Consider the following 25,577-nt stretch of genomic DNA (forward strand, 5'->3'; position numbering starts at 1 on the left):
GGGGACAGATCAAGCCCCCCTCCGGTGATCGAGGAGCGGAGCCCCCGGAGTTCGGACCGGCGCACGACGACGAACAGGAGCCGCACCGTGGACTTCCGCTTCGGTCCCGAGGACGACGCGTTCCGCCGGGAGGCCCGCGCCTGGCTGGAGGCCCATACGGGCGGCGCGGCCACCGGCCGCGCCTGGGAGCGTGAGCTCGGGAGGGACGGGTGGATCGGGCTCGGGTGGGAGGGTGCCGAAAGCCCCGGTTACGGCAACCGCCGGGCCGGCCCGGCCCAGCAGGTCGTGTGGGCCGAGGAGTACGCCCGCGCCGCCGCCCCCGCCCGCGTAGGCCACATCGGCGAGAACCTGCTCGCCCCCACCCTGATCGCGTACGGCACCGAGGAGCAGTGCCACCGCTTCCTGCCCCCGGTGGCCCGCGGCGAGGCGCTCTGGTGCCAGGGGTACAGCGAACCGGGCGCCGGATCGGACCTGGCCGCGGTCCGGACCGCCGCCGTGCGGGACACCCGGCGCGGCGGGTACACCGTCACCGGCCAGAAGATCTGGACCTCGCTCGCCCAGGACGCCGACTGGTGCTTCGTCCTCGCGCGTACGGAGCCCGGTTCGGCCCGCCACCACGGGCTGTCGTTCCTCCTGGTGGAGATGGACCAGCCGGGCCGCGTCGAGGTGCGGCCGATCCGCCAGATGTCGGGGACCAGCGAGTTCAACGAGGTCTTCTTCGACGGCGCGCGAGCCGTGGAGGCCGTGGGCGGCGAGGGCGACGGCTGGACGGTCGCCATGGGCCTGCTGGCCCTGGAGCGCGGTGTCTCCACCCTCGTCCAGCAGATCGGCTTCGCCGCCGAACTCGACCGGGTCCTCCGCGCCGCCGTCGACGGCGGCGCGGTCACCGACCCCGTCCTGCGCGCCCGCCTCGTCACGCAGTGGGCCGAACTGAAGACCATGCGCTGGAACGCCCTGCGCACCCTCGGCGGGACGGGCGGCCCCGGCGCGCCCAGCGTCGCCAAGCTGCTCTGGGGCGGCTGGCACAAGCGGCTCGGCGAACTGGCCGTCGAGGTCAGGGGAGCGGCCGCCGCCGTCGGCCCCCGGGCCTGGACGCCGGAGTCGCCGTACGAACTCGACGACGTACAGCGCCTGTTCCTGTTCACCCGGTCCGACACCATCTACGGCGGCTCGGACGAGATCCAGCGGAACATCATCGCCGAGCGGGTGCTCGGCCTACCGAGGGAGACCGGATGAGGGGCGTCGTTTTCGACGGCACACGGACCGAGGTCGTCGACGATCTGGAGATACGCGACCCGGCCCCCGGAGAGGTACTGGTGGCCGTCGCCGCCGCGGGGCTGTGCCACAGCGACCTCTCGGTGATCGACGGGACGATTCCGTTCCCGGTGCCGGTGGTCCTGGGGCACGAGGGCGCGGGTGTGGTCGAGGCGGTCGGCGCGGGCGTCACCCATGTGAAGCCCGGCGACCATGTGGCGCTGTCGACCCTGGCCAACTGCGGGGCCTGCGCGCAGTGCGACCGGGGCAGGCCCACGATGTGCCGGAAGGCGATCGGGATGCCGGGCCGGCCGTTCTCCCGGGGCGGTGAGCGGCTCTTCCAGTTCGCCTCCAACTCGGCTTTCGCGGAGCGTACGGTGGTCCGCGCCGTCCAGGCGGTGAAGATCCCGGACAGCCTGCCGCTGACCTCCGCGGCCCTGATCGGCTGCGGGGTGCTGACGGGAGTCGGAGCCGTACTGAACCGGGCGAAGGTCGACCGCGGGGAGACGGTCCTCGTGATCGGCACAGGCGGGATCGGCCTCAACGTCATCCAGGGCGCCCGGATCGCGGGCGCCCTGACGATCGTCGCCGTCGACGCCAATCCGGCGAAGGAGGCGGTCGCCCGCCAGTTCGGCGCGACGCACTTCCTGACCTCGACGGACGGCGTACGCGACATCCTGCCGACCGGCGCCGACCACGCCTTCGAGTGCGTGGGCCGTACCGAACTGATCCGCCAGGCGATCGATCTCCTGGACCGGCACGGGCAGGCGGTCCTGCTGGGGGTTCCGGCGGCGACGGCGGAGGCGTCGTTCCTGGTCTCGTCCATGTATCTCGACAAGTCGATCCTGGGCTGCCGGTACGGATCGTCGCGCCCGCAGCGCGACATCGCGCTCTACGCGGACCTGTACCGCGAGGGCCGGCTGCTGCTCGACGAGCTGGTGACGGAGACGTACCCGGTGGAGGACTTCGCCAAGGCGGCGGACGACGCGCACCACGGGCGGGTGGCGCGCGGGGTGCTGGTGTTCTGACCTCAGTGCCGTTGGCCGGCCGATGCCCGGAAGGTTCTGCGGTACACCGTCGGCGGCACTCCCAGCGTCGACTGGAGGTGCTGGCGCAGGGAGGTCGTGGTGCCGAAGCCGGCGTCCCGGGCCACCTGGTCGATGGACAGGTCCGTCGACTCCAGGAGGTGGCGGGCCCGTTCCACCCGTTGCAGGGTCAGCCACTGGCCGGGGCTGAGGCCGACCTCCTCGCGGAAGCGGCGGGTGAACGTCCGCACGCTCATGGACTCCTGCTGCGCCAGGTCGCGCAGCAGGATCGGCCTGTCCAGCCGGTCGAGTGCCCAGGCGCGCGCGGCGGCCGTGGTCGCGAACCGCGCCTCCGGGACCGGGCGTTGGATGTACTGGGCCTGGCCGCCGTCCCGGTGCGGAGGCACGACGGTGCGGCGGGCGATCTCGTTGGCGACGGCGGCGCCGTGGTCGCGGCGCACGATGTGCAGGCAGAGGTCGATTCCGGCGGCGACCCCGGCGGAGGTGAGGACGTCACCGTCGTCGATGAACAGGACGTCGGGATCGACGCGGACCTGCGGGAACAGCTCCTGGAAGTGGTCGGCGGCGGCCCAGTGCGTGGTGGCGGGCCTGCCGTCGAGGTATCCGGCGGCGGCGAGGACGTACGCGCCGTTGCAGATGGAGACCATCCGGGTGCCGGGCCTGATGTACGCGAACGCGGCGGCCAGTTCCTCGGTGAGTCTGCCCTCCGTGTAGACCGGGCCGAGCTCGTAGGAAGCGGGGATGATCACCGTGTCGGCGCCCGCGAGGGCTTCCGGGCCGTGTGCGACGGTGATCGTGAAGTCCGCGTCCGTGCGGACGGCGCCGGGCGGGCGCACGGAACAGGTCACGACGTCGTAGAGCTTCCGCGCGCGGCCGTCGGTTCCGTCGGACTGTGGGCGGCCGAATATCCTTTGGGGGATGCCCAGTTCGAACGGGAGCAGCCCGTCGAGAGCCAGGACGACGATGCGGTGCGGCACGGCGGACTCCCTTCGCTACTAGCTGGTATAGACCAAAAGCTGATACATGTCACCGCTGTGATGGAGAAGCCAGCAGACAGCGCCTGCATTCCCGACGCGGTACGTGACCCCGAACCGCCCCTCCCGCCACCGGCCGGGGCCGCTGGGGGCGCCGGGGCCACCGGGGCCACCGGGGCCGCCGGAACCGCCGGGATGAAGGGGGACGGCCGGACCGGGGAGCTCTGGAACCGTAACTTCCGGCTCTTCTTCGTCGCCCGCACCGTCGCCCTCTTCGGTGACGGCATGATCCCCGTCGCGCTCACCGCCGGTCTGCTGGGCGCGGGCCGCCCGGCGTCCTCCGTCGGGTTCGCGCTGGCGGCCTGGATGGGCCCGCTCGCGTTCTTCGTGCTCTTCGGCGGTGTGCTCGCGGACCGCTTCACCCCGCGCCGGATGATGATCATCGCCGATGTGCTGCGCCTGGTCGGGGCGGCCGTGCTCGCCGTGGCCTTCGCGGCGGGCAGTCCGCCGCTCTGGGCGGTGTACGCGCTCAGCTCCGTGGCCGGGGTCGGCGCAGCCCTCTTCCAGCCGGGCGTCGCCTCGACCGTGCCCCGGGTCGCCTCCGACGTGCAGCGCGCCAACGCCGTGCTGAGGGTCGCCGAGGCGCTGATGACGATGGCGGGCCCGGCGTTCGCGGGGGTGCTCGTCGGGCTGGCGAGCGCGGGGGCGGTCTACGCGGCGAACGCGGCGACCTTCGCCGTATCCGGCGTCTGCCTGTTCCTGCTGCGCCTCGCCCCGGCCCCGTCCGACGAGGCGGAGCGCGGCACGTTCGTCGCGGAACTCGTCGACGGGTGGCGGGAGTTCCGGGCCCGCTCGTGGCTGTGGGGAGTGATCGCGATCTGGACGGTGTACGGATTCACGGTCCTCGGTCCGATGCTCCCGCTCACCGCCGTCCTCGTCACGGAGGGGCACGGCTCGGCGACGTACGGCGTGATGATGGCGGTCAACGGCGCGGGCAGCGTGCTCGGCGGGTTGCTCGCCCTGCGGCTGCGGCCCCGCCGCCCGCTCGCGGCGGGTGCGGTCACCCTGTCGGGAGTGGCGCTGAACCTGCTGGTGCTGGGGTTCGACCTGCCGGTGCTCGCGCTCGGTGCGGGGCAGTTCGTGGCGGGTGCGGTGTTCGCGTTCTGGCTGGTGATGTGGTCGACGACGGTGCAGACCCATGTGCCGCCGGAGGCCCTGAACCGGCTGCACGCCTACGACGTGGCCGGTTCGCTCCTGATGCTCGCGGCGGGCCGCGCGCTGGCCGGACCCGTCGCCGAGGCGGTGGGGGCGCCGGAGGTGCTGCTGGCGGGCGCGGTGATCAACATGCTGGCGGTGGCCGTGTTGCTGGCGGCGCGGCCGATCAGACGGCTGGAGAGGATCGGATGACGGGGCCGGGGCGTGTGCGGTGGGCGGCGGCGGGTGCGGCGGTGCTGACCGTGGCCGCCGGGCTCGGCGTACGGGCGGTGGCGGGCGGGGACGTCGCCAAGTACGCCGGGGACGCGCTGTACACGGTGCTGATCTGCGCACTCGTGGTGCTGATCGCTCCCCGGGCCGGGCCGCCGGTGGCCGCCGGAGCGGCGCTGGCCTTCAGCTGGGCCGTGGAGTTCGCTCAACTCACGGATTTTCCGGCGGAGTTGTCGGCCAGGAGTGTGGTGGCCCGGCTGGTGCTCGGTTCGACCTTCAACGCCCCGGACCTCTTCTGGTACGGGGTGGGGGCGGCCGCTGCCGGGGGCGCGCACGCGTGGGCGGTCCGCCGTCGTACGGCCGGGGCCACCGGGTGGTGAGCCCACCCGTGCTGGCCCGATCCCTGCGAACCGTGTCCGTCCGGCCACTCGTACGCCCCAGGGCCCGGACCCGATGCTGGGTGACGTGACCCAGACAACCGACTCCACGGCCCCCGCGGTCGGCCCGCTGAAGCCCGGCCGCACCTCCCGCCCGCGTATCCACCGCGCCTGGATCGTCGCCGCCGTGACGTTCGTGACGATCATCGGTGGCGCGGCCTTCGGCTCCCTCCCCGGTCTCCTGATCGATCCGCTCCACACGGAGTTCGGCTGGTCGCGCGGGGAGATCGGTCTGGCGGTCTCCATCAACATGGCGCTGTACGGGCTCACCGCACCGTTCGCCGCCGCGCTGATGGACCGGTTCGGTATCCGCCGGGTGATCGTGGTGGCGCTGAGCGCGATCGCCGCCGGGGCGGTGGCCTCCGTCTGGATGACGGCGTCCTGGCAGCTGATGATCTACTGGGGCCTGCTGGTCGGCCTGGGCACGGGGTCCATGGCGATGGCGTTCTCCGCCACGGTCACCAACCGCTGGTTCGTGGCCAGGCGCGGTCTGGTCACCGGCATCCTCACCGCGGCCGGCGCCTCCGGCCAGCTGGTCTTCCTGCCGCTGTGCGCCTGGATCGTCGACGAACACGGCTGGCGGCCCGCCTCGGTGACCGTGGCCCTCGCCGCCCTGGTCGTCGTCCCGTTCGTGTGGTTCCTGATGCGCGACCACCCGGCCGACGTGGGCCTGGCCCCGTACGGCGGCGCGTACGTGGAGAAGCCGGCGCCCGCCCGGGGGGCGGCGGCACGCACCGTACGGGTCCTGTTCGACGCCGCGCGTACCGGACCGTTCTGGCTGCTGGCCGGCACGTTCGCGATCTGCGGGGCGTCGACCAACGGCCTGATCCGTACGCACTTCGTGCCCTCGGCCGCCGACCACCACATGCCGATCACCGCCGCGGCCTCGCTGCTGGCCGTCATCGGGATCTTCGATGTCATCGGCACGATCTTCTCCGGCTGGCTCACCGACCGCTTCGACGCCCGCCGCCTGCTCGCCGTCTACTACGCGCTGCGCGGCGTCTCGCTGCTGTTCCTGCCGATGCTGATGGCTCCGTCGGTGCACCCGCCGATGATCTTCTTCATCGTCTTCTACGGATTGGACTGGGTCGCCACGGTCCCGCCGACGCTGGCCCTGTGCCGCGAGCAGTACGGCGAGGACAGCGCGATCGTCTTCGGCTGGGTCCTGGCCTCGCACCAGGTCGGAGCGGCGGCGGTGGCCTTCCTCGGCGGGGTGGCCCGCGATGTGTTCGGCTCGTACGACGTGGTCTGGTACGCGGCGGGGGCGCTGTGCGCGACAGCGGCCATGATGGCGCTGATGGTCCGGCGGCGCGAGGTGCCGGTCAGCCTCTGAAGCCGCCGAACCTCCCCTGGTGGAACAGCAGGGGACCGGCGCTCCCGTCGGCCGTGCCGAGCGCCTCCACCCGCCCCACGACGATCAGGTGATCGCCGCCCGTGTGGACGGCCTGGACGCGGCAGTCGACCCAGGCGGGCACGGCGTCCAGGAGCGGGGATCCGGTGGCGGGCGCCGCCCCGTACGCGACCCCGGCGAACTTGTCGGCCCCGCTCACCGCGAACCCCCGGCACAGGGCGCCCTGGTCCGCGCCCAGGATGTTGACGCAGAAGGCCCCGGCGCGGGCGATCCGCGGCCAGGTCGTCGACGTACGGGCCACCATGAACGCCACCAGTGGCGGGTCGAGGGAGAGCGACGCGAACGACTGGCAGGCGAAGCCCGCGGGGCCGTCCGGATCGTCGGGGCGGTGCGCGGTGACGACCGTGACCCCGCTGGCGAAGTGCCCCAGCACCCGCCGGAACTCAGCCGCCTCGACGGGCGGCCGCTCGTCGGCACCGACGGCTCTGAGGTCGGGGCGGGGCAGCGGTTCGACGGGCGCCGCCGGCCCTGCGACCGTGGCGGCGCCGACGGAGCGGAGGTAGCGGACGGCGGTTGCGGCCATGCCTGCGTGTCCCATCACCGTTCCATTGAAACTGACGGACCGTCAGTTGTGAAGGGGTATCGGGTTCGTGCCTCCGGTCGCCACGACGGCCGGCCCCTGACCTAACGCCCCAGGTACGTCGGCGGGCGGCGTTCCACGAAGCCGCGTACGCCCTCCTGCGCGTCGTGCGTGGTCATGTTGATCTCCTGGGCCATCGCCTCCGCGGCGAACGCCGTGGCCCGGTCGCTGTCCAGGGACGCGTTCACCAGCTGCTTCGTGCCGGCCAGGGCGCGGGTCGGTCCTTCGGCCAGGCGTTGTGCCCACTCCCGGGCCGTCGCCGTCAGTTCGGCGTCCGGGAGGACCCGGTTGACCAGGCCGAGGCGTTCCGCGTCCCGGGCCGGCAGCGCGTCGCCGAAGAAGAGGAGCTCCTTGGCCCGGTGGGGGCCGATCAGGCGGGGGAGCAGATAGGCGCCGCCGCCGTCCGGGACCAGGCCGCGGCGTACGAAGACCTCGATGAACCGCGCCGATTCGGCGGCCAGCACCAGATCGCAGGCGAACGCGAGATGGGCGCCGAGGCCGGCCGCCGTGCCGTTCACGGCGGCGATCACCGGCTTCTCGCAGTCCAGGACCGCCGAGATCAGCCGCTGCGCGCCGAGCCGGATCGTACGGGCGACATCGCCCGCGACCCGCTCCCCGCCGGTGGCCGGGCCGGAGCGCAGGTCCGCGCCCGCGCAGAAGCCGTGGCCGGTCGCGGTGAGGACGACGGCCCGCACCGCCGGGTCCGCGGAGGCTTCGGCGAGCAGGGAGATGACGCGTTCGCGCTGGTCCCAGGTGACGGCGTTCATCGCTTCGGGCCGGTTGAGCGTGATCCACGAGACCCCGTTGTCAGTGCGGTGGAGTACCCATGACTCCAGGGGGCCGGACAGCTGGTCCGCGTCGGGGGAGGGGGACGGCATGGAGGAGCTCCTTCGTGGGGTGACCGGCTGCTCAGCGGCAGAGGGCGAGTGCGTCCAGGGCCACCGCGCCCTGGCCGCGCCCGAGGACCACCAGGGGGTTGATGTCCAGTTCCACGAGGACGTCGCCCAGTTCCAGGGCCATCCGCTGGACCCGCAGGACCACTTCGACGAGCGCGTCGGTATCGAGGGGCGGCCCGCCGCGTACGCCGTCCAGGAGGGCCCGGCCGCGCAGCTCGCCGAGCATGGCCCGCGCCTGGTCCTCACCGAAGGGCGGCACGCGGACCGCCGTGTCGTGCAGGACTTCCACGAGCACGCCGCCGAGCCCGACCGTGACCGTCGGCCCGAACAGGGCGTCCTGGGTGACGCCGACCATCATCTCCACGCCCCGCTCGACCATCTGGCACACCAGGACCCCGTCCAGGTCGACCGACTCGAAGCGGGCGATGTCGGTGAGCTCGCGATAGGCGTCGCGGACCTGGCTGGCGGAGGTGAGCCCGACCTTGACCAGGCCGAGTTCGGTCTTGTGCGCGAGCCGGGTGCCGGACGCCTTCATCACGACCGGGTAGCCGACCAGCGCGGCCGCCCGGACCGCCGCCGCCGCACTGGTCACCAACTGCTCACGCGGTACGCGAATGCCGTACGCCCGAAGGAGCTGCTTCGCCGCGTGCTCGCTCAGCCGGTGACCGGGGCGCAACAGGGCCTGCGCCTTGCGGAACGAGGGCGACGGCGTGCGCGGCGCGTCGTCGAAGGGCGAGCGGTAGGACGCGGTGAAGCGGTGGTGGTCCAGGTACGCCTTCACGGCGCCGATGCAGTTGCGGAAGGTGCGGAAGGTGGCGACCCGGGACGAGCCGAGCAGGGTCGTGCGGTACGCCTCCTCCGTACCGACGGGCGAGCCCCACACCACACAGATCAGCTTGTCCGTGGTCTCCGCCGCGTCCACCAGGTCCTGGGCGAGCCGGTCGCTCATCGGGGGGAACGGGCCCGTGATCGGACAGATCAGTACGCCGACGTCCGGATCGGCGAGGATCGCGTCGATGATCTTCCGGCCGCGCCAGTCGCCGACCGGGTGGCCGCCGTTGTCGACCGGGTTCGCCACGTTCAGGTAGTCCGGTATCCAGGTGTGCAGCTCGCGCTGCTTCGCCTCGGACAGGGTGGGCAGCGAGAGCCCGGCGTCGGTCGCCAGGTCCGAGAAGTGCGCTCCCGTGCCGCCCGAGATCGAATACACGACGACACCCTCGGCGCGCGGCGGGCGCGCGCGGGCCAGCAGGGCCGCGGTGTCCTGGAGCTCGTCGAGCCCGTCCACCCGGATCACACCGAACTGCCGCATCGCCGCGTCCACCACCTGGTCGGTGCCGGTCAGCTTTCCGGTGTGTGAAGCGGCCGTCCTGGCCCCCCTCTCCGTACGCCCCACCTTGACCGCCACGACCGGCACACCGGCCCGCGCCGCCCGGTCGGCGGCGAGCAGGAAGGAGCGGCCGTCCTTGAGCCCCTCCACGTAGCAGGCGATGGCCCCGACCTCGGGGCGCCCGGCGAAGTACGAGATGAAGTCGGCGGTCTCCAGATCGGCCTCGTTGCCGGTGGGCGCCCAGTGGGAGAGCCGGATGCCCAGCTCCTGGAGCGTGTGGACGGGGCGGCCCTGGTGCCCGGACTGGGTGATCAGCGCGATGGCCGGGCCTTCCAGGTCCTCCCGGAACGACTCGAAGGCGTTGAGGTTGGTGTTCGGCCCCAGCAGGCGCAGCCCCGACCGCTCGACCGCGGCCGACAGCCGTGTCTGGGCGGCTGCCCCCTCCTCACCGGTCTCGGCGAAGCCGGAGGCGAAGGCGACGGCGAACCTCACCTTGGACGCGGCCAGTTCCTCGATCAGGGGCAGCGGGTCGGCGACCAGCAGTACGGCCAGATCGACCTGTTCCGGCAGCTCGGCGACGGAAGGGGAGCAGGGCAGCCCGAAGACGGACTCCCGCGTGGGATGCACCGGGTGCAGGCGCGCCCCGACCCGCTCGGCCCAGGCGACGAGCTGCCGGGTGATCCCGGTGTTCGGCCGCCCCTCGGTGTCGGACGCGCCGACGACGGCGACGGACTCGGGCCGGAAGAACCGGTCCAGATCGGGTACGGACGCGTGCAGCGGCCGTCCGCTGACGTCGAGAGCGCCCTCCGCCGTGGCTGTCGCCCTGCTGTGGACGGCGGCGTGCGGCTCCTCGCCGCAGGCGTCCACCCTGGCGCGGAAGTGTGTGGTGAGGGTGCCGTGAGTCGATCCAAGCATCGTTCCGCCCACTCCTGCTCGATGTGTCCGATCCTGCGCGGTGTGTCCGACCGGGACCCCCGGAGTCGTCCGAGCCCCCGCATTTCATAGCTGACGTTCTGTCAGGTTACTGAACTGACGGCCCGTCAGGAATGGGTGTGCAGGCAAAGCCTGCGAGAGAGGGGAGCCGCGTGGGCCCTCAATCGCCGGACGGGCTTGGTGCTGCACGGCGCGGACACGCCTCCAGGGCATCGCGCCCGGAGATCACACATGATCCGGTCCGCCTACAACCTCGCACCGTCCTGGCTGGTCCAACGGGGTGCCGGCTTCCGGCGCCGCCCGTCAGAGCACTACCCATGGGGGATCTCATGAGACCTGTCCCGACCCGACGCTCCGCCTACCTCGGCACCTGTGCCGCCGCGGCCGCCGCCCTCCTGGTGGGCGTCCTCGCCACCCCGGCCGCCGCCGGGAGCGACACGCTGTGGATCAACGCTCCGAGCGAGCTGAGCCTGCCCCTCGGAACGGCCGGCGGAGCACCGGCGGAGCGACAGCTCGACATCGGCCTCACGCACGACAACGAGAACTACGCCGTCACCGACGGCCGTCTCACGGTCGACATCGCGGGCATCGCCGGGATCGCCGAGGTGACCTGGCCCGAGAACTGCGCCCCGAGCGGCACCACCGCCGTGTGCGGCGTACCCGACGTCCCCGTCGGCTGGGGCGACTACACCCCGCAGGTGCACCTGACGGTCCGCGCGGCGGACGGCGCCGCCGCCGGAGCGCAGGGCCGGATCATCTACTCCGCCGTCGCCACCGGCCCGTCGGGCCAGATGCGGGCCCCGCTCGACTCGTTCGACACGACCCTGACGGTCGCGTCCGGCCCCGACCTCGCCCTCGGCGGACTCGCCCCGGTCATGGACACCCTCCCGGGCACCGTCCACGACGTCCCGCTGTCCGTGACGAACAACGGCAACGAACGCTCCGACGGCTTCTCCCTCCGGATGTCCGCCTCGTACGGTCTCGGCTTCGCCGCGCGGCACCCCGAGTGCGCCTACCGGGAAACGGAGGGCGAGAGCGCGCCCATGACCCACGTGGACTGCACGTTCGGCCAGGTCATCGAGCCGGGTGCGTCGTTCGCGCTCCCCGAAGGACTGAAGCTCGCGCTCGCCGCGCACGCGATGGACGAGCGGCTGGACATCAGCATCGAGCCCGGCGCCGGCGCCACGGACCTCTCGGGCGAGGACAACTACGGCATCGTCGCCTTCGAGGCGGCCAGTACGGCGGACTTCGCCGTACGTGGCGCACGCGTCGCGGGCGCCGCAGGTGACACCGTCGCCGCCACGCTCACCTTCCGTAACAAGGGACCGGCCTGGGTCGGCAACCTGGGCTCCGGCGACTCGGCCGCGGTCGTCGACTTCACCGTCCCGCGCGGCGTGACCGTCACCGGCGCACCCGAGGGCTGCGAGGCCAGGACCCTGTCGGGCGCGTACCACCCGCAGCACCTGGGTGCCCCGCGCTACTCCTGCGCGATGCCGTACTGGGTGTCGGAGAACGCCAAGCGCGCCTTCCCCTTCCAGCTGCGCGTCGACGAGGTGGTCCCGGACGCCAAGGGCCGCGTCTACCTGCGCCCGGAGAGCCCGGGCCTGCCCGCGTTCGCGTTCGACCCGAACACCCGCAACAACACGGCGAAGGTCGTGGTGAACCCGACGCCCAAGGCGTAGCACCCGCACGCGGCGGACGCCCGGACATCCCTCGCGGACGGTGGGACATGGGCACGGGCCGGTGCCCCGGTGCACGCTCGGATCATGACAAACGAATCCGTAGTGGTGATCGGCGGCACCGGCAAGACCGGGCGCCGCGTCGTGGCCCTGCTCCGCGCACAGGGGGTGGAGACGCGGGTGGCCTCGCGGTCCGGGGAGACCCCGTTCGACTGGGCGGACCGGTCCACATGGCGGCCCGCCCTCGCCGGGGCCACCGCCGCCTATGTCGTCCCGCTCGACACCTCGCCCTCCCCGACGCCCGCCCTGGTGGAAGAGGCCGTGGCGAGCGGGGTGCGGCGGCTGGTGCTGCTCTCCGCCCGAGGGGTGGACGTGCCCGGTTACTTCGGGGAGTCCTACGACGGCGACGGGCCGCACATGGAAGGCGAGCGCGCCGTACGCGCCTCCGGCGTGGACTGGACGGTCCTGCGGCCCGGCTGGTTCGCCCAGAACTTCAGCGAGGGCGTCTTCCTGGACGACGTGACCGCCGGTGAACTCTCGCTGCCCACCGCGGACGGCGCCGCCGCGTTCGTCGACGCCGACGACATCGCGGCGGTGGCCGTCGCCGCACTGACCGGGGAAGGCCATACGGGCCAGGTGTACGAACTGTCCGGCCCCCGGGCACTCACCGTCGACGAGGCACTCGCCGAGATCGCGAAGGCGACCGGCCGCCGGGCGGCCTATGTCCCCACCAGCGCGGACGCGTTCCGCTCGCGCCTGGTCGCCCAGGGGGTGCCCGAGGACGAGGCCGAACTCTGGACCCTCGCGCTGGAACCGTTGCGGACCGGCCGGGAGGCGGCAGTGACGGACGGCGTCCGGCGCGCACTCGGCCGCGCGCCCCGCGACTTCTCCGACTTCGTACGGGACGCGGCGGCGGGGGGCGCCTGGCAGGGCTGAAGGTACGTCGGCGGGGCCTCCCGACAGGGCGCCGGGGCGTGTACCCGCTGCTCATCCCGCCGGGGGCGCCCCCACGGCTCAGCCCGCCGGGGCCTCGCGCTCCCGGCGGGCCTCGGGCACGGCCCGGCGGTAGGCGCTGGGGCTCTCGCCCCGCAGCCGTTTGAACGCCGCGCTGAAGCCGAACGCGTCCGCGTAGCCCACGCGCCGCGCCACGGACGCCACCGTCAGTTCGGGGCGCGTCAGCAGATCGGCGGCGAGGGTCATCCGCCACTCCGTCAGATACGCCACCGGCCCCTCTCCGACCAGTTCCGTGAACCGCTTGGCCAGGGTCGTACGCGACACCCCCGCCCGGGCGGCCAGCTCCGCCGTCGTCCACGGGTGCGCCGGGTCCTCGTGCATCGCGCGCAGGGCGGGCCCCGCCACCTCGTCGCCGAGCGCCCGGTACCACTTGGGCGGGTCGGCCTCCGGCCGGTCGAACCAGTCGCGCAGGGTGCACACCAGCAACCAGTCGAGCAGCCGGTCGAGCACGATCTGCCGGCCCGGCCTGGCCCCGGTGATCTGCGCCTCCAGGTAGTCCCGCATCGGCGCGCAGTCGTCGCTGTCCGGTACGACGAGCGCCGGTGGCAGGACACGCAGCAGCCGTTGCGGAGCTTCGGCCTGTACGTCGTAGGCGGCCGCCAGCAGCACGGTGGGGCCGGTGATCTCATCGGCGGGGTCCTGCCCGCCGCCCGTACCGGACAACCAGCGCACGTCCCGTACCGGGGCCCGCGACCCCACCGCGTCCCCCGCCGGCTCCGGGTCGTCGGTGAAGACGAACGGCGCCGGCCCCCGTACGATCGCGGCCTCACCGAGCCGCACCCGCAGCGGCGCACCACCCTCCGGGACGATCCACCCGGCCCCGCGCAGCGGCACGCACAGGGTCAGATACGCGCCGTCGGTGAACCGCAGCGACCACGGCGGCCACAGCACCGAACGGCCGAACACCGCACCCCTGCCCCGGACGCCACCCAACAGCTCATCGAACACATCCATGGCGCAACGATAGGCAGACGTCCGGGCGTTACGGACGATCTCCTATGCACCGCGGACGGACGGCCATGGTTCCGGGCCCCGTCGCGCGATGGACTTCCACCATGACGACGAAGACACCGCGGAACACACGGCCCACCTCATCCGGCATCCTCGTCCTGGGCGCCACGGGCAAGACCGGCCGCCGGGTCGTCCGGCACCTGCGCGACACCGGCACGGCCCGGGTCCGGGCGGCCTCGCGCTCCGGGGAGGTGACCTTCGACTGGACGGTCCCGGCGACCTGGGAGCCCGCGCTGAACGGCGCCACGGCCGTCTACCTGGTGACGCCCGACGACCCGGCCCCCGTGGGAAAGTTCGTCGCGGCGGCCGTGGACGCGGGCGTACGCCGTTTCGTGGCACTGTCCGGCCACGGCATCGAGGCGACCGGAGACGATTTCGGGCAGGGCATGCTGGCGGGGGAGTCGGCCGTACGGGAATCCGGCGCCGAGTGGACGATTCTCAGGCCGAGCAACTTCTTCCAGAACTTCGACGAGGACCTGTGGCAGGCACCGTTGCGGGCGGGCCGCCTGGCCCTGCCGATCGGCGCGATGCCCGAGCCGTTCGTCGACGCCGGGGACGTGGCCGAGGTCGCGGCAGCCGTCCTCACCCACGACGGCCACGCGGGCCGGACCTACGAACTGACGGGCCCCCGCGCGCTGACCTTCGCCGAGGCCACGGAGACGATCGCCCGGGCGGCGGGCCGCCCGATCCGTTACGAGGAACTGACCCCGGACGCGTACCGCACCGAACTCCTCGGCCAGGGCTGGCCCGAGACCGCGGCCAACGCCCTGGGCGCCCTGTTCGCCCTGCACCGGGCGGGCGGTTCGGCGGCCCTGGGCGACGGGGTCCAACAGGTCCTGGGACGGGAACCGGCCGACCTGGCCCCGTGGGCCCGGCGTATCGCGGCGACGGGGGTCTGGTCGTAACCGGCCGGAGGTCAGGCGCTGTTCGCCAGCCGCTTGGCGATCTTGCGGGCGTCCAGGGCCATTTCGCGGAACATGCCGCTGATCGGGTTGGTGAACCCGGTGAAGTACAGCTCCGGCGCCTTCTGCGGCGCACGTCCCCCGTGGGCCACCGGCCGGCCCCGCGCGTCCAGGACGCCGAGGTGGCCGACCAGGCCCTCCAGGGCCCGCCGGTACCCGGTCGCGGCGATCACCGCGTCCGGGGTGATCCGGGTGCCGTCGGCGAGGACCACCGCGTCACCGTCGAAGGACTCCACTGTCGCCACAGGTACCACGCGGCCGGTCCTCACCGCGTCGATCAGGCCCACGTCCTGGACGGGGATCGCCCCGTCCTTGACGCGGGAGTACAGGCCCGTGGCGGGGCGTGGCAGCCCCTGGGCGGAGAGGTCCGGGACGGCGAGCTTCGCCATGACCCTGCCCGCCCGGTCCACGAGCCGCACCGGCAGCCGGCGTACGAGGATGCCGGTCGCCTGTGCGGGCCAGCCCGCCGTGGAGCGGCGCACGATGTGCGGAACGGTGCGTACCGCGATGCGCACCCGGGAAGCGCCGCCCTCCACCAGGTCCACGGCGATCTCCGCCCCCGTGTTGCCGATGCCGACGACGAGGACGTCCTTGCCGGCGTACGGGGCCGGGGCGCGGTACTCCGATGCGTGCAGCAGCTCGCCGGTGAACGTCTCGCGCCCGGGCCAGTCCGGTACGCGCGGCGTGTGGTTGTAGCCGGTGGCGACGACGACGGCCCGCCCGGTCAGTACCCGGCCGCCGGTGGCGGTCAGCTGCCAGCCGGTGCCGTCGGCGGCCCGGTCGATACGGGAGACCTCGACCCCGGTCACCACTTCGAGCTCATGGTGCTCGGCGTACTTCTCCAGATAGCGCACCACGTCCGCACGGGACACCCAGCGCCCGAACCGACGGGGCATCGCCAGTCCCGGCAGTGCGGACCAGCGCCGGGTGGTGTGCAGACGGAGCCGGTCGTAGTGGCGGCGCCAGGAGGCCCCGACGCTCCCGGACTTCTCCAGCACGACGGCCCGTACGCCGTGCTCGCGCAAGGCGGCCGCGACGGCGAGACCACCCGGCCCACCGCCGACGACATAGACGGGCCGCGGGTCGGTCAGTGCACGTTCGGACATGGTTATGGAGCGTAATCGCGCGCTCACTTGATGGGTCTCGGTCAAGGTGGGAATCGGTTGCGAATTGATCACGGCGCACACGTCTTGCGCGGGGAGGCCCGGATCAGGTGAACTGACGTATCGTCAGATTCCCTGGCCGTGACCGGAAGGAGCACCGATGCGGACGATCGTGCTCGGTGGGGCCGAGTGGCTCGCCGTCCTGCGCATAGGGCTCGGCCTGTGGTGGCTGGAGAGCTGGCGCCACAAGGACAGGAAGGGCTGGTTCGAGCGCGGCACGGGCATCGCCTGGGCGGCGGACGTCGCGCGGAAGCATCGCTGGCCGGTGGTCCGCACCGGCTTCAGGCGCGTGGTCGCTCCCCGCCCCCGACTGATGGCGTACGTCGTCGTCTACGCCGAACTCGCCCTGGGGCTGGGCCTGGTCCTCGGTCTCCTCACCCCGGTCGCGCTCGTCGCCGGGCTGCTCCTCAACCTCCTCTACCTGGTGCTGATGATCCACGACTGGGCCGAGCAGGGGCAGAACGCGATGATGGCGCTGATCTCGCTCGTCGCGCTGTTCGCCATGTCCTGGCAGGCGTGGTCGCTGGACAAGGCGATCGGACTCTTCCTGTGACTGCTGCGACTCCCAGGACTCCCAGGACTCCCGGGACTTCTGCGACGCCTGTCCCTCCTTCGCCTCCCGCGGTGGCCGCCGCGCGCTACGACCTCCCCGAGCCGGACGCCTTCACCCGTCCCTACTGGGACGCCGCGGCGGAGGGACACCTGCTGCTGCGCCGCTGCGGCGCGTGCGCCCGGGCCCACCACTACCCCCGGGAGTTCTGTCCCCGCTGCTGGAGCGAGGACGTCACCTGGGAACGCGCGAGCGGCCACGCCACGCTCTACACCTGGTCCGTCGTCCACCGGAACGACCTCCCGCCGTTCGGCTCCCGGGTTCCGTACACCGCGGCCGTCGTCGACCTCGCCGAGGGCCCGCGCATGATGACCGAACTCGTGGACTGCGACCCGTCGATCCTGACGATCGGCATGCCGCTCACGGTCACGTTCCGCCACGAGGAGGGCAGGGAATCGGTCCCGGTCTTCACCGCCGCCCGTCCTGACCGCCGCGGCTCAGGGCCAGAGGAGTTCCCGCACCCATGACCCGCCGTCCCGGCGGTAGCGCAGGCGTACGTGCTGCCGTCGGGCGTCGCCCTGGAAGAACTCGGCCTCCCGGGGCTCGACCACGTACCGGGTCCAGCTCCGTACCTCCGCGTCCGGGGCCGACCGGGCGTGCGCCCAGGCCGACTCCGAGGCCCGGACCAGCTCGTCCCTCGACTCCAGGACCTCGCTCTGGTGGCCCACCAGCGCCGACGCCAGCGCGCCCGTCGAGCGGGCGTGCAGATCGGCCAGGCTCCGGGCCGGGCTCGCGGCGGTGACGGGGCCGCGTACGCGTACCTGGCGCCCCCGCGCCGGCCAGTAGAAGCCGAGCGCGGCGTGCGGACGGGCGGCGAGCTGGTGGCCCTTCGTGCTCGTGGCGTGCGAGGCGAAGTGCCAGCCGTGCTCGTCCGCGTCGTGCAGCATCAGCGTCCGGACGTCGGGGCGGCCCTCCTCGTCGACGGTGGCGAGGGACATCGTGTGCGGCTCGGGCTGCCCGGCGGCCACCGCCTCGGCGAACCAGGTGTGGAAGAGGGTGACCGGATCACCCGGCGCGGTGGCCGGGTCGAAGGCCGGGAGGCCGATGTCCCACACGCGCTGGGCGTGGAGCAGGTCCAGGAAGGTGCTGTGTGCGTCGGGCATGCGGCCATTGTGCAGCGGGATCCGGCGGGAACGGCGTGCGGAGGGCGGCCCCGCAGGCCACTCACCCCCTTCCCAGCACCACCGTCCCCGAGGAGCAGAACCAGCCGCCCGTCCCCGAGGCCACCGCCAGTTCCGGCAGCCGGCCGCCCGCGCGGCGTACCTGGCGCTCACCCGCCTCGCCCCGCAGCTGCCGTACCGCCTCCACCAGCAGGAACAGGCCCCGCATCCCCGGATGGCAGGCCGAGAGCCCACCGCCGTCCGTGTTCACCGGGAGCTCTCCCGTCAGACCCGTCCGGCCCTTCTCCATGAACGCCCCGCCCTCGCCCTTCGCGCAGAAACCCAGATCCTCCAGCGTCACCAGCGTCATATAGGTGAACGCGTCGTAGATCTCGGCGAGGTCGATGTCGGCGGGACGCACCCCGGCCCGTTCGAAGGCCAGCCGGCCCGAGACCGCCGCGGGGGAGACCGTGAAGTCCTCCCACTCGGACATCGTGGAGTGCGAGGCGTACTCACCCGTACCGAGAATCCACACGGGGTCCTTCGCCGTGTCCGGTACGTACTCCTCGGCGGCCAGCAGGACAGCACATCCGCCGTCGCTGCGAATACAGCAGTGCAGTCTGGTGAACGGGTCCGCGACCATCGGCCCCGCCAGGACCTCGTCCACCGTGATCGGGTCCCGGAACATCGCGTCCGGATTGGCCGCCGCGTTCGCCCGCGCCTGGACCGCCACTTCGGCGAGCTGCTCCGGCGTCGTCCCGTACTCGTGCATGTGGCGGCGAGCCGCCATCGCGTACTTGGCGATCAGCGAGTGTCCGTACGGCACCTCGAACTGGAGCGGGCCGCGCGCCCCGAACGAGAGACTGGAGGTCCGGCGCCCCGCCCTGATGTCGGCGCGGGCCGTCGATCCGTACACCAGCAGGACGACATCGGCGTGACCGGCGGCGATGGCGTCCGCCGCGTGGGCCGCCATGACCTCCCAGGTCGCACCGCCGACCGCCGTGGAGTCCACCCAGGTGGGGGTGAGGCCGAGATACTCGGCGACCTCGACGGGTGCGAGCATCCCGAGCCCCGCGGAGGCGAAGCCGTCGATGACGGACCGGTCCAGGCCCGAGTCGGCGAGCGCCCGGCGGGCGGCCTGGGCGTGCAGGGCGTACGGGGTGGCCTCGTCGACGCGTCCGCAGTCCGCCAGCGCTATACCGACTGCGGCGACCCGGCGCGGGGTGATGGAGAGGGAGGAGGGCATGAATCTGACGGTACATCAGAAAGCGCGGGAGGGGAGGGGGTCGGTGAGTGCCGGGGGTGCGTCGCGGCTCTGGGCTTCTCGGGCCACCGCGCCTAGCATGACGGGCCGTCAGGTCGGGGCGCAGATCCCTGACCGAGGGGAAGGAGCCCGAGGATGGACGCCGCCTTCACCGCGGAACAGGACGAGATCCGCCGCACGCTGCGCGAGCTGCTGGCCAAACGCTGCGGCCCCGACGAGGTCAGGGCCGCCGTACGGACCGCCGAGGGGTACGACACGGACCTGTGGCGGCAGCTCGCCCGCGACCTCGGGCTGCCGGGGCTCGCGATCCCCGAGGCGTACGGCGGTGTCGGCTGCGGGACCGCCGAGCTCGCCCTCGCCTGCGAGGAGACCGGCCGGGCCCTGCTGCCCTCGCCGCTGCTCGCCACCGCCGCCCTCGCCGCCCCCCTGATCACCGCGCTCGGCACCGAGGCCCAGCGCACCGCCCTGCTGCCGGGCCTCGCCTCGGGGGAACTGACCGCCACCCTCGCCGTCCCCGGCACCGGCCTCTCCACGGCCCTCGGCCTCACCGGCGACGAGAGCCGCGACGAGGCCGGCGAGGAGGACGGCCACGGTGGCGGTAACGGAGGCGTCGGCGGCGACTGGGCGGGCGGCGGCCGGGCCGGCGGCGTACAGGCGAGGCGGGCCGGTGGCGGGGAGGGCTGGCGGCTGTACGGCGAGGCCGCGCAGGTCCTCGACGGCCACAGCGCCGGACTGCTCGTGGTCGCCGCGCACACGGGCGGTTTCCCGCGCAGCCGTACGCTCCTCTTCCTCGTGCGTACGGAGACGGCGACCGGGCTCGTCCGCACCCGGCAGACCTCGATGGACGAGACACGGCCGCTCGGGCGTATCGAACTGCGCGACACCGAGGCCGGACTCCTCGGTGCGGACAACCCCGTCGAGACGTCCGCGGCGCTGGCGGCGGCCGGGCGCACGGCCGCCGCGGTGCTCGCGGCGGAAGCGGCCGGGGCGGCGGCGAGCGCGCTGGACCGCACGGTCGAGTACGTGAAGGCGCGGGAACAGTTCGGCCGCGCGATCGGCTCCTTCCAGGCGGTGAAGCACCGCCTGGCGGACACGTACGTACGGGTGCAGGCGGCCCGCTCGGCGGCGTACTACGCGGCCTGGGACCCGGCGGCCGCCGGTCTGGCGCTCGCGCAGGCGCTGGAGGCGCTGCGGATCACCGCCGCCGAGGCGATACAGCTGCACGGCGGCATCGGGTTCACGTGGGAACACGAGGCGCACCTCTACTTCAAGCGGGCCACGGCCGACGCCCTGCTCTTCGGCCCCGTCCACCGGCTGCGCGACCGCGCGGCGCAGCAGGCCGGGCTGTTCCTGGCCGGGGGCGCCGGGGCGGAGGTGGCCGTCTGATGGCGCCCGGTGTCCGGCTGGTCCAGAAGATCTCCTCGACCCGCGCCTTCGCGAGGATCGCCCCGCACGTCATCCCCGTCATGGACCGTACGGTGCACCGCCTCACCCGGGGCAGGGTGATGCTCAGCGCGCGGATGCTGCCGGGTCTCGTCCTCACCGTGCGGGGTGCGAGGAGCGGGCGGCTCAGGACCGTGCCCCTGGCCTGCATGCCGCAGAAAGGGCCGCCGGAGAGCTGGATTCTGGTCGGCAGCAACTTCGGCCGGGCGGGGCATCCGGCCTGGACCGCCAATCTGCTCGGCTGCCCGGACGGGGCCGTCGTCAGCTGGAAGGGCCGGGACGTTCCGGTGCGCGCGCGACTGCTCCAGGGGGCGGAGCGGGCCGAGGTGTGGGAGGCGGCGCTGCGGTTCTGGCCGCCTTACGCGGCGTACCAGGCGAGGATCGAGCGGGAGATCCGGCTGTTCCGGCTGGAGCGCCGGGACTGAGCGCGGCCCGGCGATTCCGGGCCCGTCCGGCGGTCCAGGCGCCTTGGCCGGTTCAGGCCCTCCGGTGGTTCAGGGGCCGCAGGCGCCGACGGCGGACCACAGGTACAGCTGTGGTCCGCCGTCGGTGAGACAGGACGACGTGGGTGCCCGGGTTGCGGCTGAGCGCCCAGCGTGTGAGGGGTATCCGGCGCCGCGCCTACTTGACCGGCTTCTTGCCGGTGATGCCCAGATGCACCAACAGGGCCAGGTTGGGCCTGAGTTCGGCCTGCTTGACGCCCCAGGTGGTGAAGCCCTTCTGGTGCGAGGCCACGGCGGCCAGCATCGCGACCAGGGAACCCGCCATCGCCGCAGGACTGACGTCCTTGTCGACCTTGCCCTTGGCCTGGAGCTCCTTCACCGACTCCGTAAGGGAGTTGGTGACCGAGTTCAGGATCTTCATGCGGATCTTGTAGAACCGCTTGTCACCTTCGGCCGCGCCGAGGTCGACCACCCGGAGGATGGCGTCGTGACGGCGCCAGAAGTCGAGGAATCCCTCGACCAGTTCCTCGGAGGTCTGCCAGCCGGCCTTGCCGACCCAGGAGCGGCCGGCGACCAGTTGGGTCAGCCCGGCACCCTCCTTGGCCATTTCCTCGGCGATTTCGAGGACGGCGCCCTCGACGTCGGGGAAGTACTGATAGAAGGTCGCGGGTGAAGTCCCCGCCTTCCGGGCGACGTCGATGACTTTGACGTCCCGGTACGGCGAGGAGCTGAGCATCTCGCTGAGGCAGTCGAGCAGCTTCTGCCGCGTCGCCTGACCGCGTCGACCGGCCACGCGGCCGTCGACGGTGCGTACTTGTCCTGTCATGCCGTCAGCTTACCGAGGGGTGATCGGAGCGCGATTCGGCCGACTGCAAATGGGGAACGCCGCAGGACCGGCGGGGTGTGTGGTGGGTTTTCGGCCATGACGACGGCTCGGGTCGCCGCGCTGTCCCGCGCCCGGCGACCAGTGTTATCAACAGCCTGTGGACAACTTCGGTGGACAACTTTGTCCACGCCGGGCACAGGGTCTTCACGAGGGGGGCGAACGTTCTATATGGGTGCGCCAGGGCGCGCCGCGCCGCACCCGCCGTTACGTTGACTGTGACGGGCGTCACTGCTGAGCGCCACCGCTACGGAAGGACCCGGGCCCATGGCCGCATTCCCGCACTCCGTGCCGTGCTGGGTGGATGTGCAGCTCTCCGACCTCGAAGCGGGCAAGCGCTTCTACGGCGGGCTCTTCGGCTGGACCTTCCGCGCGGGCGACGGCCTGCCCTTCGCCGACGCCTTCAGCGACGGCAGGCTCGTCGCCGCGCTCGCCGCCAAACAGGACGGCCGGATGCCCACCGCGTGGGGCGTCTACTTCTCCACCGACGACATCACCGCCACGGTGGCGGGGATCAGGGAAGCGGGCGGCCAGGTGATCACGGACCCGGTGCGGGCGGGCCGGGCCGGGGTGCTGGCCCAGGCCGCCGACCCGGGTGGCGCGGTATTCGGGCTGTGGCAGGCGGGCGACCGGGCGGGCTTCGAGAAGCAGAACGAGCCGGGTGCCTTCTGCTGGACCGAGGTCTACACCCGGCGGCCGGAAGCGGTGGACGCCTTCTACGAGCGGGTCTTCGGCTTCCGGGGGACGGATCTGGACGAGCCCGCCGACGGCGTGACCGGCACGGCCGAGTCCGGCATCGACTTCCGGATGTGGTCGCCCGCGGGCACCGAACCGGGGCCCGACACGGCGGTCGGCGGCCGCAGCGTGATCACGGACGCCTTCCCGGCCGAGCTGCCCAGTTACTTCCTCACCTACTTCGCGGTCGCCGACTGCGACCGGGCCGCCGAGACCGTCGTCCACCTGGGCGGCCGGGTCACCGCACCGCCGTTCGACATCCCCTACGGGCGGATGGCGGTCGTCCAGGACGACCAGGGCGCCGCCTTCGCCGTGCTCCAGCCGACCGAGCTCCTGCCCTGACACGCCACCCGGTCGCGTCCGCGTCCCGCATCCCCGGTGTCCCGGTACGGGACGAAGTGACATGAGACACGCCCCGATCCGCCCCCGGGTTCGCAACCGGGGCCTCCGACAGGAAGAATCAGGGTGCGCACCGCCAGGTGGTGCCCAGGGGTGAGACGCTGCACATGGCGGGATTTCGCGGGCTTCTGTCACTGAGGTCCGTACGGGGAGGTGGCAGGCAAGTGGTGGAGCAGCTGACGCAACACGACCCGAGGCGGATCGGCCCGTTCGAGGTGCTGGGACGACTCGGGGCCGGCGGCATGGGGCTGGTCTATCTCGCGCGCTCGGCGTCGGGCCGGCGGGTGGCGATCAAGACGGTACGCACGGAGCTCGCCGAGGATCAGCTGTTCCGGGTCCGGTTCACGCGTGAGGTGGAGGCCGCCCGCGCGGTCAGCGGTTTCTACACGGCCGCCGTGGTGGACGCCGACCCCCGTGCGGCGGTGCCCTGGCTGGCCACCGCCTACGTACCGGCCCCCTCGCTCGAAGAGATAGTGAATGAGTGCGGGCCGATGCCGACCCAGGCGGTGCGGTGGCTGGCGGCCGGGATCGCCGAGGCGCTCCAGTCCATCCACGGTGCGGGCCTCGTCCACCGCGATCTGAAGCCGTCCAACGTGCTGGTCGTCGAGGACGGTCCGCGCGTGATCGACTTCGGGATCGCGTCCGGTGTCTCCAACACCCGGCTGACCATGACGAACGTGGCGGTCGGTACCCCCGCCTACATGTCTCCCGAGCAGGCGCGGGACTCGCGGAGCGTGACCGGGGCCAGCGATGTGTTCTCGCTCGGCTCGACGCTGGTGTTCGCGGCGACCGGGCATGCGCCGTTCCACGGTGCCAACCCCGTCGAGACGGTGTTCATGCTGCTCCGGGAGGGCCCCGACACGGAGGGCCTGCCCGACGACCTGCGGCCGCTCATCGAGTCCTGTATGCAGATGGACGCCACCCGGCGGCCCAGTCCCGCCGATCTTCAGTCCCAGCTCGCCCCGCACCTCTTCGCCTCCGGCAGTGACGACAGCGGTACGGCGTCGGCGTGGCTGCCGCACCGGGCCACCGCGATGATCGAGCAGCGGCGCGGCGGTGGCCGCACGGTCGCTCCGGCGGCGCCGGTCCCCGCGCATGCTCCGGCGCACGCCGCCGCGCCGGTGGCCGTGCCCCCGCCGCCGCCGAATCCGCCGCAGCCGCGGCAGGGCGCGGACTGGCGCAGCGGCGCGGATCTCCGTTCCCCGTCGCCCGGTCCTTCGCCCGACGGCGGGCCCGTACGGCTGGCCGGGGCGAAGGTGCCGATCGGACCCGGGCCGCGGCCCGGCGAGATCCGCGGGGCCGCGGCCGCGCACGCCGATCCGGCCACCGGCTGGGTGCGCCCGCCCGCAGGGGTGAACGGGGTCACCCCGCCGACCGCGCCGGTGCCCGCCCCCGCGCCGGCACCGGAGGCGCCGCCGGCCGCGCCGGACCGCTGGCGGCCCTGGCGTTTCCGCATGTCGAACGATGTCTGGGGCACGCCTGTCGTCGCGGGGAACCTGCTGTACGTGACGTCCTTCGAGGTCCACGCACTGGATGTGGGCAACGGAAGGCGCCAGTTCAAGACCCGGGACGTGGCCTGGGCGATGGCGGTCGACGGCGGCCGGATACACGGTTCGGACGGCCCCTCCCTGTACGCGCTCGACGCGGCGACCGGCGCTGAGCGGTGGCGTTTGCAGACGGACGCCTGGGTCTACGCGCTCAAGGCCGACCGCGGCACCGTGGTGACCGCGACGCGGGGCGGAGGCGTACAGGCGTGGGAGGCGTCCAGCGGCGAGAAGCTGTGGGAGACGTCGGGCGTCCAGACGGACTTCGAGACGCCGGAGGCCGGCCCCGCGATACACGACGGAACGGTCTATCTGTGGCAGGACGCCCGGCTGCGGGCCGTCGACGCCCGTACCGGTGGCGAGCGGTGGTCGTACCCGATCGGTGACGCGGCGTCCTGCGGCGGTGTGCCGGTACGGGTGGCGCCGGCGGCCGACGGCTGCGTCTACGTGTCCGCGGGGACCCGGGTGCTGGCCGTGGACTCGGTCTCCGGCCATGTGCGGTGGCACTTCGAGTCACCGGCCGTCTTCCTCTCCCCGCCCACGTTCGTGCCGGGGCCCGCGGTGACCGGGGGCGGGGTGTACCTCGCCGACTACCTCGGCACGGTGTACGCACTCGACGCCACGACCGGCAAGGACCGCTGGCGGATCGCCACGGAGGCCCGCCAGTCCATCGAGCCGGTGCTGGTGGCGGCGGGGAACGTCCATGTCGGCAGCGGCAGCGCGCTGTACACGCTCGACGCGGTGACGGGCACGCCGAAGTGGCGGTTCGCCGCGGGCGGCGAGGTGGTGGGCGCGCCGGTGGTGGCGGACGGACGGGTGCACTTCGGCTCCGCGGACCATGTGCTCTACACGCTGGACGCGGCGGGCGGCCAGCTCCGCTGGAAGCTCGCGACGGGCGGCGAGATCACGGGGTCGCCGGTGGCCCAGGCGGGTGTGGTGTACGCGTGCAGCAAGGACCGCTGCGTGTACGCGCTGGACGCGCTGAAGGGCACGGGCACGGGGAACCGGGCCCGCGCGTAGCGGGCGGGATTCCGGCCCGCCCGG

Annotated in this window: 23 protein-coding genes; 14 read left to right on the forward strand and 9 right to left on the reverse strand. The window is 73.1% G+C overall.

The genetic code is table 11. The features are described from left to right. Nucleotides 1-87 precede the first annotated feature (87 nt). Nucleotides 88-1,236 (forward strand): acyl-CoA dehydrogenase family protein, encoded by a 1,149-nt coding sequence (locus AC07FA_RS23240; protein ID WP_479077926.1) that lies wholly within the window; start codon nucleotides 88-90, stop codon nucleotides 1,234-1,236. Continuing rightward, nucleotides 1,233-2,282, forward strand: a complete 1,050-nt coding sequence (locus AC07FA_RS23245) for a Zn-dependent alcohol dehydrogenase (protein ID WP_479077927.1) — start codon at nucleotides 1,233-1,235, stop codon at nucleotides 2,280-2,282. The genes AC07FA_RS23240 and AC07FA_RS23245 overlap by 4 nt, the downstream gene beginning before the upstream one ends. 2 nt (nucleotides 2,283-2,284) lie before the next feature. Here the strand turns inward: AC07FA_RS23245 and AC07FA_RS23250 are convergent, their stop codons facing one another. Further along, entirely contained in the window at nucleotides 2,285-3,277 is a 993-nt protein-coding gene (locus AC07FA_RS23250; protein WP_479077929.1) for a GlxA family transcriptional regulator, read from the reverse strand. A 192-nt stretch (nucleotides 3,278-3,469) separates the two neighbouring features. Between AC07FA_RS23250 and AC07FA_RS23255 the strand changes: the two genes are divergently transcribed. The 3 genes from AC07FA_RS23255 (at nucleotide 3,470) to AC07FA_RS23265 (ending at nucleotide 6,469) form a co-directional block, all read left to right on the forward strand. Then, a complete protein-coding gene (locus AC07FA_RS23255) occupies nucleotides 3,470-4,681 on the forward strand; it encodes an MFS transporter (protein WP_479078264.1) in 1,212 nt (403 codons plus the stop codon). Beyond that, nucleotides 4,678-5,079, forward strand: a complete 402-nt coding sequence (locus AC07FA_RS23260) for a ribosomal maturation YjgA family protein (protein ID WP_479077930.1) — start codon at nucleotides 4,678-4,680, stop codon at nucleotides 5,077-5,079. The genes AC07FA_RS23255 and AC07FA_RS23260 overlap by 4 nt, the downstream gene beginning before the upstream one ends. A gap of 73 nt (nucleotides 5,080-5,152) precedes the next feature. After that, nucleotides 5,153-6,469: an MFS transporter gene (locus tag AC07FA_RS23265; RefSeq protein WP_479077931.1), complete on the forward strand. Its 1,317-nt coding sequence runs from the start codon at nucleotides 5,153-5,155 to the stop codon at nucleotides 6,467-6,469. On the opposite strand, the gene AC07FA_RS23270 is transcribed toward AC07FA_RS23265, so the two are convergent. The 3 genes from AC07FA_RS23270 to AC07FA_RS23280 form a co-directional block, all read right to left on the reverse strand. After that, complete coding sequence (locus AC07FA_RS23270) at nucleotides 6,459-7,070, reverse strand: flavin reductase family protein (protein ID WP_479077932.1); 612 nt, start codon at nucleotides 7,068-7,070, stop codon at nucleotides 6,459-6,461. The genes AC07FA_RS23265 and AC07FA_RS23270 overlap by 11 nt on opposite strands. A 101-nt stretch (nucleotides 7,071-7,171) precedes the next feature. Continuing rightward, nucleotides 7,172-8,005, reverse strand: a complete 834-nt coding sequence (locus tag AC07FA_RS23275; protein WP_479077933.1) for an enoyl-CoA hydratase/isomerase family protein — start codon at nucleotides 8,003-8,005, stop codon at nucleotides 7,172-7,174. Between the two features lie 31 nt (nucleotides 8,006-8,036). After that, nucleotides 8,037-10,265 (reverse strand): acetate--CoA ligase family protein, encoded by a 2,229-nt coding sequence (locus tag AC07FA_RS23280; RefSeq protein WP_479077934.1) that lies wholly within the window; start codon nucleotides 10,263-10,265, stop codon nucleotides 8,037-8,039. A gap of 347 nt (nucleotides 10,266-10,612) precedes the next feature. Between AC07FA_RS23280 and AC07FA_RS23285 the strand changes: the two genes are divergently transcribed. Further along, nucleotides 10,613-11,965: a COG1361 family protein gene (locus AC07FA_RS23285; protein WP_479077935.1), complete on the forward strand. Its 1,353-nt coding sequence runs from the start codon at nucleotides 10,613-10,615 to the stop codon at nucleotides 11,963-11,965. An 84-nt stretch (nucleotides 11,966-12,049) separates the two neighbouring features. Further along, nucleotides 12,050-12,898, forward strand: coding sequence for an NAD(P)H-binding protein (locus tag AC07FA_RS23290; RefSeq protein WP_479077937.1), 849 nt, complete (start codon nucleotides 12,050-12,052; stop codon nucleotides 12,896-12,898). Nucleotides 12,899-12,976: 78 nt separating this feature from the next. Here the strand turns inward: AC07FA_RS23290 and AC07FA_RS23295 are convergent, their stop codons facing one another. Then, nucleotides 12,977-13,930 carry an AraC family transcriptional regulator gene (locus AC07FA_RS23295; RefSeq protein WP_479077938.1) on the reverse strand — a complete coding sequence of 318 codons (954 nt, stop codon included), beginning with the start codon at nucleotides 13,928-13,930 and terminating at the stop codon, nucleotides 12,977-12,979. 101 nt (nucleotides 13,931-14,031) lie between these two features. Here AC07FA_RS23295 and AC07FA_RS23300 point away from each other — a divergent pair, with 101 nt between their 5' ends. Continuing rightward, entirely contained in the window at nucleotides 14,032-14,892 is an 861-nt protein-coding gene (locus AC07FA_RS23300) for an NmrA family NAD(P)-binding protein (RefSeq protein ID WP_479077939.1), read from the forward strand. Nucleotides 14,893-14,903: 11 nt separating this feature from the next. Here the strand turns inward: AC07FA_RS23300 and AC07FA_RS23305 are convergent, their stop codons facing one another. Further along, complete coding sequence (locus tag AC07FA_RS23305; protein WP_479077940.1) at nucleotides 14,904-16,055, reverse strand: flavin-containing monooxygenase; 1,152 nt, start codon at nucleotides 16,053-16,055, stop codon at nucleotides 14,904-14,906. Nucleotides 16,056-16,212: 157 nt separating this feature from the next. Between AC07FA_RS23305 and AC07FA_RS23310 the strand changes: the two genes are divergently transcribed. Both AC07FA_RS23310 and AC07FA_RS23315 read left to right on the forward strand, forming a co-directional pair. Beyond that, on the forward strand, nucleotides 16,213-16,665 hold the full coding sequence (locus tag AC07FA_RS23310; RefSeq protein WP_479077941.1) for a DoxX family protein: 453 nt from the start codon (nucleotides 16,213-16,215) through the stop codon (nucleotides 16,663-16,665). Between the two features lie 71 nt (nucleotides 16,666-16,736). Beyond that, complete coding sequence (locus AC07FA_RS23315) at nucleotides 16,737-17,189, forward strand: Zn-ribbon domain-containing OB-fold protein (protein ID WP_479077943.1); 453 nt, start codon at nucleotides 16,737-16,739, stop codon at nucleotides 17,187-17,189. On the opposite strand, the gene AC07FA_RS23320 is transcribed toward AC07FA_RS23315, so the two are convergent. Both AC07FA_RS23320 and AC07FA_RS23325 read right to left on the reverse strand, forming a co-directional pair. Then, nucleotides 17,160-17,825, reverse strand: a complete 666-nt coding sequence (locus AC07FA_RS23320) for a pyridoxine/pyridoxamine 5'-phosphate oxidase (protein WP_479077944.1) — start codon at nucleotides 17,823-17,825, stop codon at nucleotides 17,160-17,162. The two genes, AC07FA_RS23315 and AC07FA_RS23320, sit on opposite strands and share 30 nt — an antisense overlap. Nucleotides 17,826-17,886: 61 nt before the next feature. Then, a complete protein-coding gene (locus tag AC07FA_RS23325) occupies nucleotides 17,887-19,068 on the reverse strand; it encodes a thiolase C-terminal domain-containing protein (protein ID WP_479077946.1) in 1,182 nt (393 codons plus the stop codon). Nucleotides 19,069-19,221: 153 nt separating this feature from the next. On the opposite strand from AC07FA_RS23325, the gene AC07FA_RS23330 reads away from it, so the two are divergent. Continuing rightward, nucleotides 19,222-20,472, forward strand: coding sequence for an acyl-CoA dehydrogenase family protein (locus AC07FA_RS23330; protein ID WP_479077948.1), 1,251 nt, complete (start codon nucleotides 19,222-19,224; stop codon nucleotides 20,470-20,472). Further along, a complete protein-coding gene (locus tag AC07FA_RS23335; protein ID WP_479077950.1) occupies nucleotides 20,472-20,954 on the forward strand; it encodes a nitroreductase family deazaflavin-dependent oxidoreductase in 483 nt (160 codons plus the stop codon). The genes AC07FA_RS23330 and AC07FA_RS23335 overlap by 1 nt, the downstream gene beginning before the upstream one ends. A 196-nt stretch (nucleotides 20,955-21,150) precedes the next feature. On the opposite strand, the gene AC07FA_RS23340 is transcribed toward AC07FA_RS23335, so the two are convergent. Further along, nucleotides 21,151-21,798: a TetR family transcriptional regulator gene (locus AC07FA_RS23340; protein ID WP_479077952.1), complete on the reverse strand. Its 648-nt coding sequence runs from the start codon at nucleotides 21,796-21,798 to the stop codon at nucleotides 21,151-21,153. 324 nt (nucleotides 21,799-22,122) lie between these two features. On the opposite strand from AC07FA_RS23340, the gene AC07FA_RS23345 reads away from it, so the two are divergent. Together AC07FA_RS23345 and afsK are read left to right on the forward strand one after the other, a co-directional pair. Then, nucleotides 22,123-22,932: a VOC family protein gene (locus AC07FA_RS23345; RefSeq protein ID WP_479077954.1), complete on the forward strand. Its 810-nt coding sequence runs from the start codon at nucleotides 22,123-22,125 to the stop codon at nucleotides 22,930-22,932. 221 nt (nucleotides 22,933-23,153) lie between these two features. After that, nucleotides 23,154-25,553 carry a protein serine/threonine kinase AfsK gene (gene afsK, locus AC07FA_RS23350; RefSeq protein WP_479077955.1) on the forward strand — a complete coding sequence of 800 codons (2,400 nt, stop codon included), beginning with the start codon at nucleotides 23,154-23,156 and terminating at the stop codon, nucleotides 25,551-25,553. Nucleotides 25,554-25,577: the final 24 nt, after the last annotated feature.

It is taken from the genome of Streptomyces sp. NPDC045968 (assembly GCF_056430475.1).

Bases quoted from the DNA above. Each gene is read 5' to 3' on its own strand.
- AC07FA_RS23245 (WP_479077927.1), top strand. From the start codon at position 1,233: ATGAGGGGCGTCGTTTTCGACGGCACACGGACCGAGGTCGTCGACGAT.
- AC07FA_RS23255 (WP_479078264.1), top strand. From the start codon at position 3,470: ATGAAGGGGGACGGCCGGACCGGGGAGCTCTGGAACCGTAACTTCCGG.
- AC07FA_RS23260 (WP_479077930.1), top strand. From the start codon at position 4,678: ATGACGGGGCCGGGGCGTGTGCGGTGGGCGGCGGCGGGTGCGGCGGTG.
- AC07FA_RS23265 (WP_479077931.1), top strand. From the start codon at position 5,153: ATGCTGGGTGACGTGACCCAGACAACCGACTCCACGGCCCCCGCGGTC.
- AC07FA_RS23270 (WP_479077932.1), bottom strand. From the start codon at position 7,070: ATGGCCGCAACCGCCGTCCGCTACCTCCGCTCCGTCGGCGCCGCCACG.
- AC07FA_RS23275 (WP_479077933.1), bottom strand. From the start codon at position 8,005: ATGCCGTCCCCCTCCCCCGACGCGGACCAGCTGTCCGGCCCCCTGGAG.
- AC07FA_RS23280 (WP_479077934.1), bottom strand. From the start codon at position 10,265: ATGCTTGGATCGACTCACGGCACCCTCACCACACACTTCCGCGCCAGG.
- AC07FA_RS23285 (WP_479077935.1), top strand. From the start codon at position 10,613: ATGAGACCTGTCCCGACCCGACGCTCCGCCTACCTCGGCACCTGTGCC.
- AC07FA_RS23290 (WP_479077937.1), top strand. From the start codon at position 12,050: ATGACAAACGAATCCGTAGTGGTGATCGGCGGCACCGGCAAGACCGGG.
- AC07FA_RS23295 (WP_479077938.1), bottom strand. From the start codon at position 13,930: ATGGATGTGTTCGATGAGCTGTTGGGTGGCGTCCGGGGCAGGGGTGCG.
- AC07FA_RS23300 (WP_479077939.1), top strand. From the start codon at position 14,032: ATGACGACGAAGACACCGCGGAACACACGGCCCACCTCATCCGGCATC.
- AC07FA_RS23305 (WP_479077940.1), bottom strand. From the start codon at position 16,055: ATGTCCGAACGTGCACTGACCGACCCGCGGCCCGTCTATGTCGTCGGC.
- AC07FA_RS23310 (WP_479077941.1), top strand. From the start codon at position 16,213: ATGCGGACGATCGTGCTCGGTGGGGCCGAGTGGCTCGCCGTCCTGCGC.
- AC07FA_RS23320 (WP_479077944.1), bottom strand. From the start codon at position 17,825: ATGCCCGACGCACACAGCACCTTCCTGGACCTGCTCCACGCCCAGCGC.
- AC07FA_RS23325 (WP_479077946.1), bottom strand. From the start codon at position 19,068: ATGCCCTCCTCCCTCTCCATCACCCCGCGCCGGGTCGCCGCAGTCGGT.
- AC07FA_RS23330 (WP_479077948.1), top strand. From the start codon at position 19,222: ATGGACGCCGCCTTCACCGCGGAACAGGACGAGATCCGCCGCACGCTG.
- AC07FA_RS23335 (WP_479077950.1), top strand. From the start codon at position 20,472: ATGGCGCCCGGTGTCCGGCTGGTCCAGAAGATCTCCTCGACCCGCGCC.
- AC07FA_RS23340 (WP_479077952.1), bottom strand. From the start codon at position 21,798: ATGACAGGACAAGTACGCACCGTCGACGGCCGCGTGGCCGGTCGACGC.
- AC07FA_RS23345 (WP_479077954.1), top strand. From the start codon at position 22,123: ATGGCCGCATTCCCGCACTCCGTGCCGTGCTGGGTGGATGTGCAGCTC.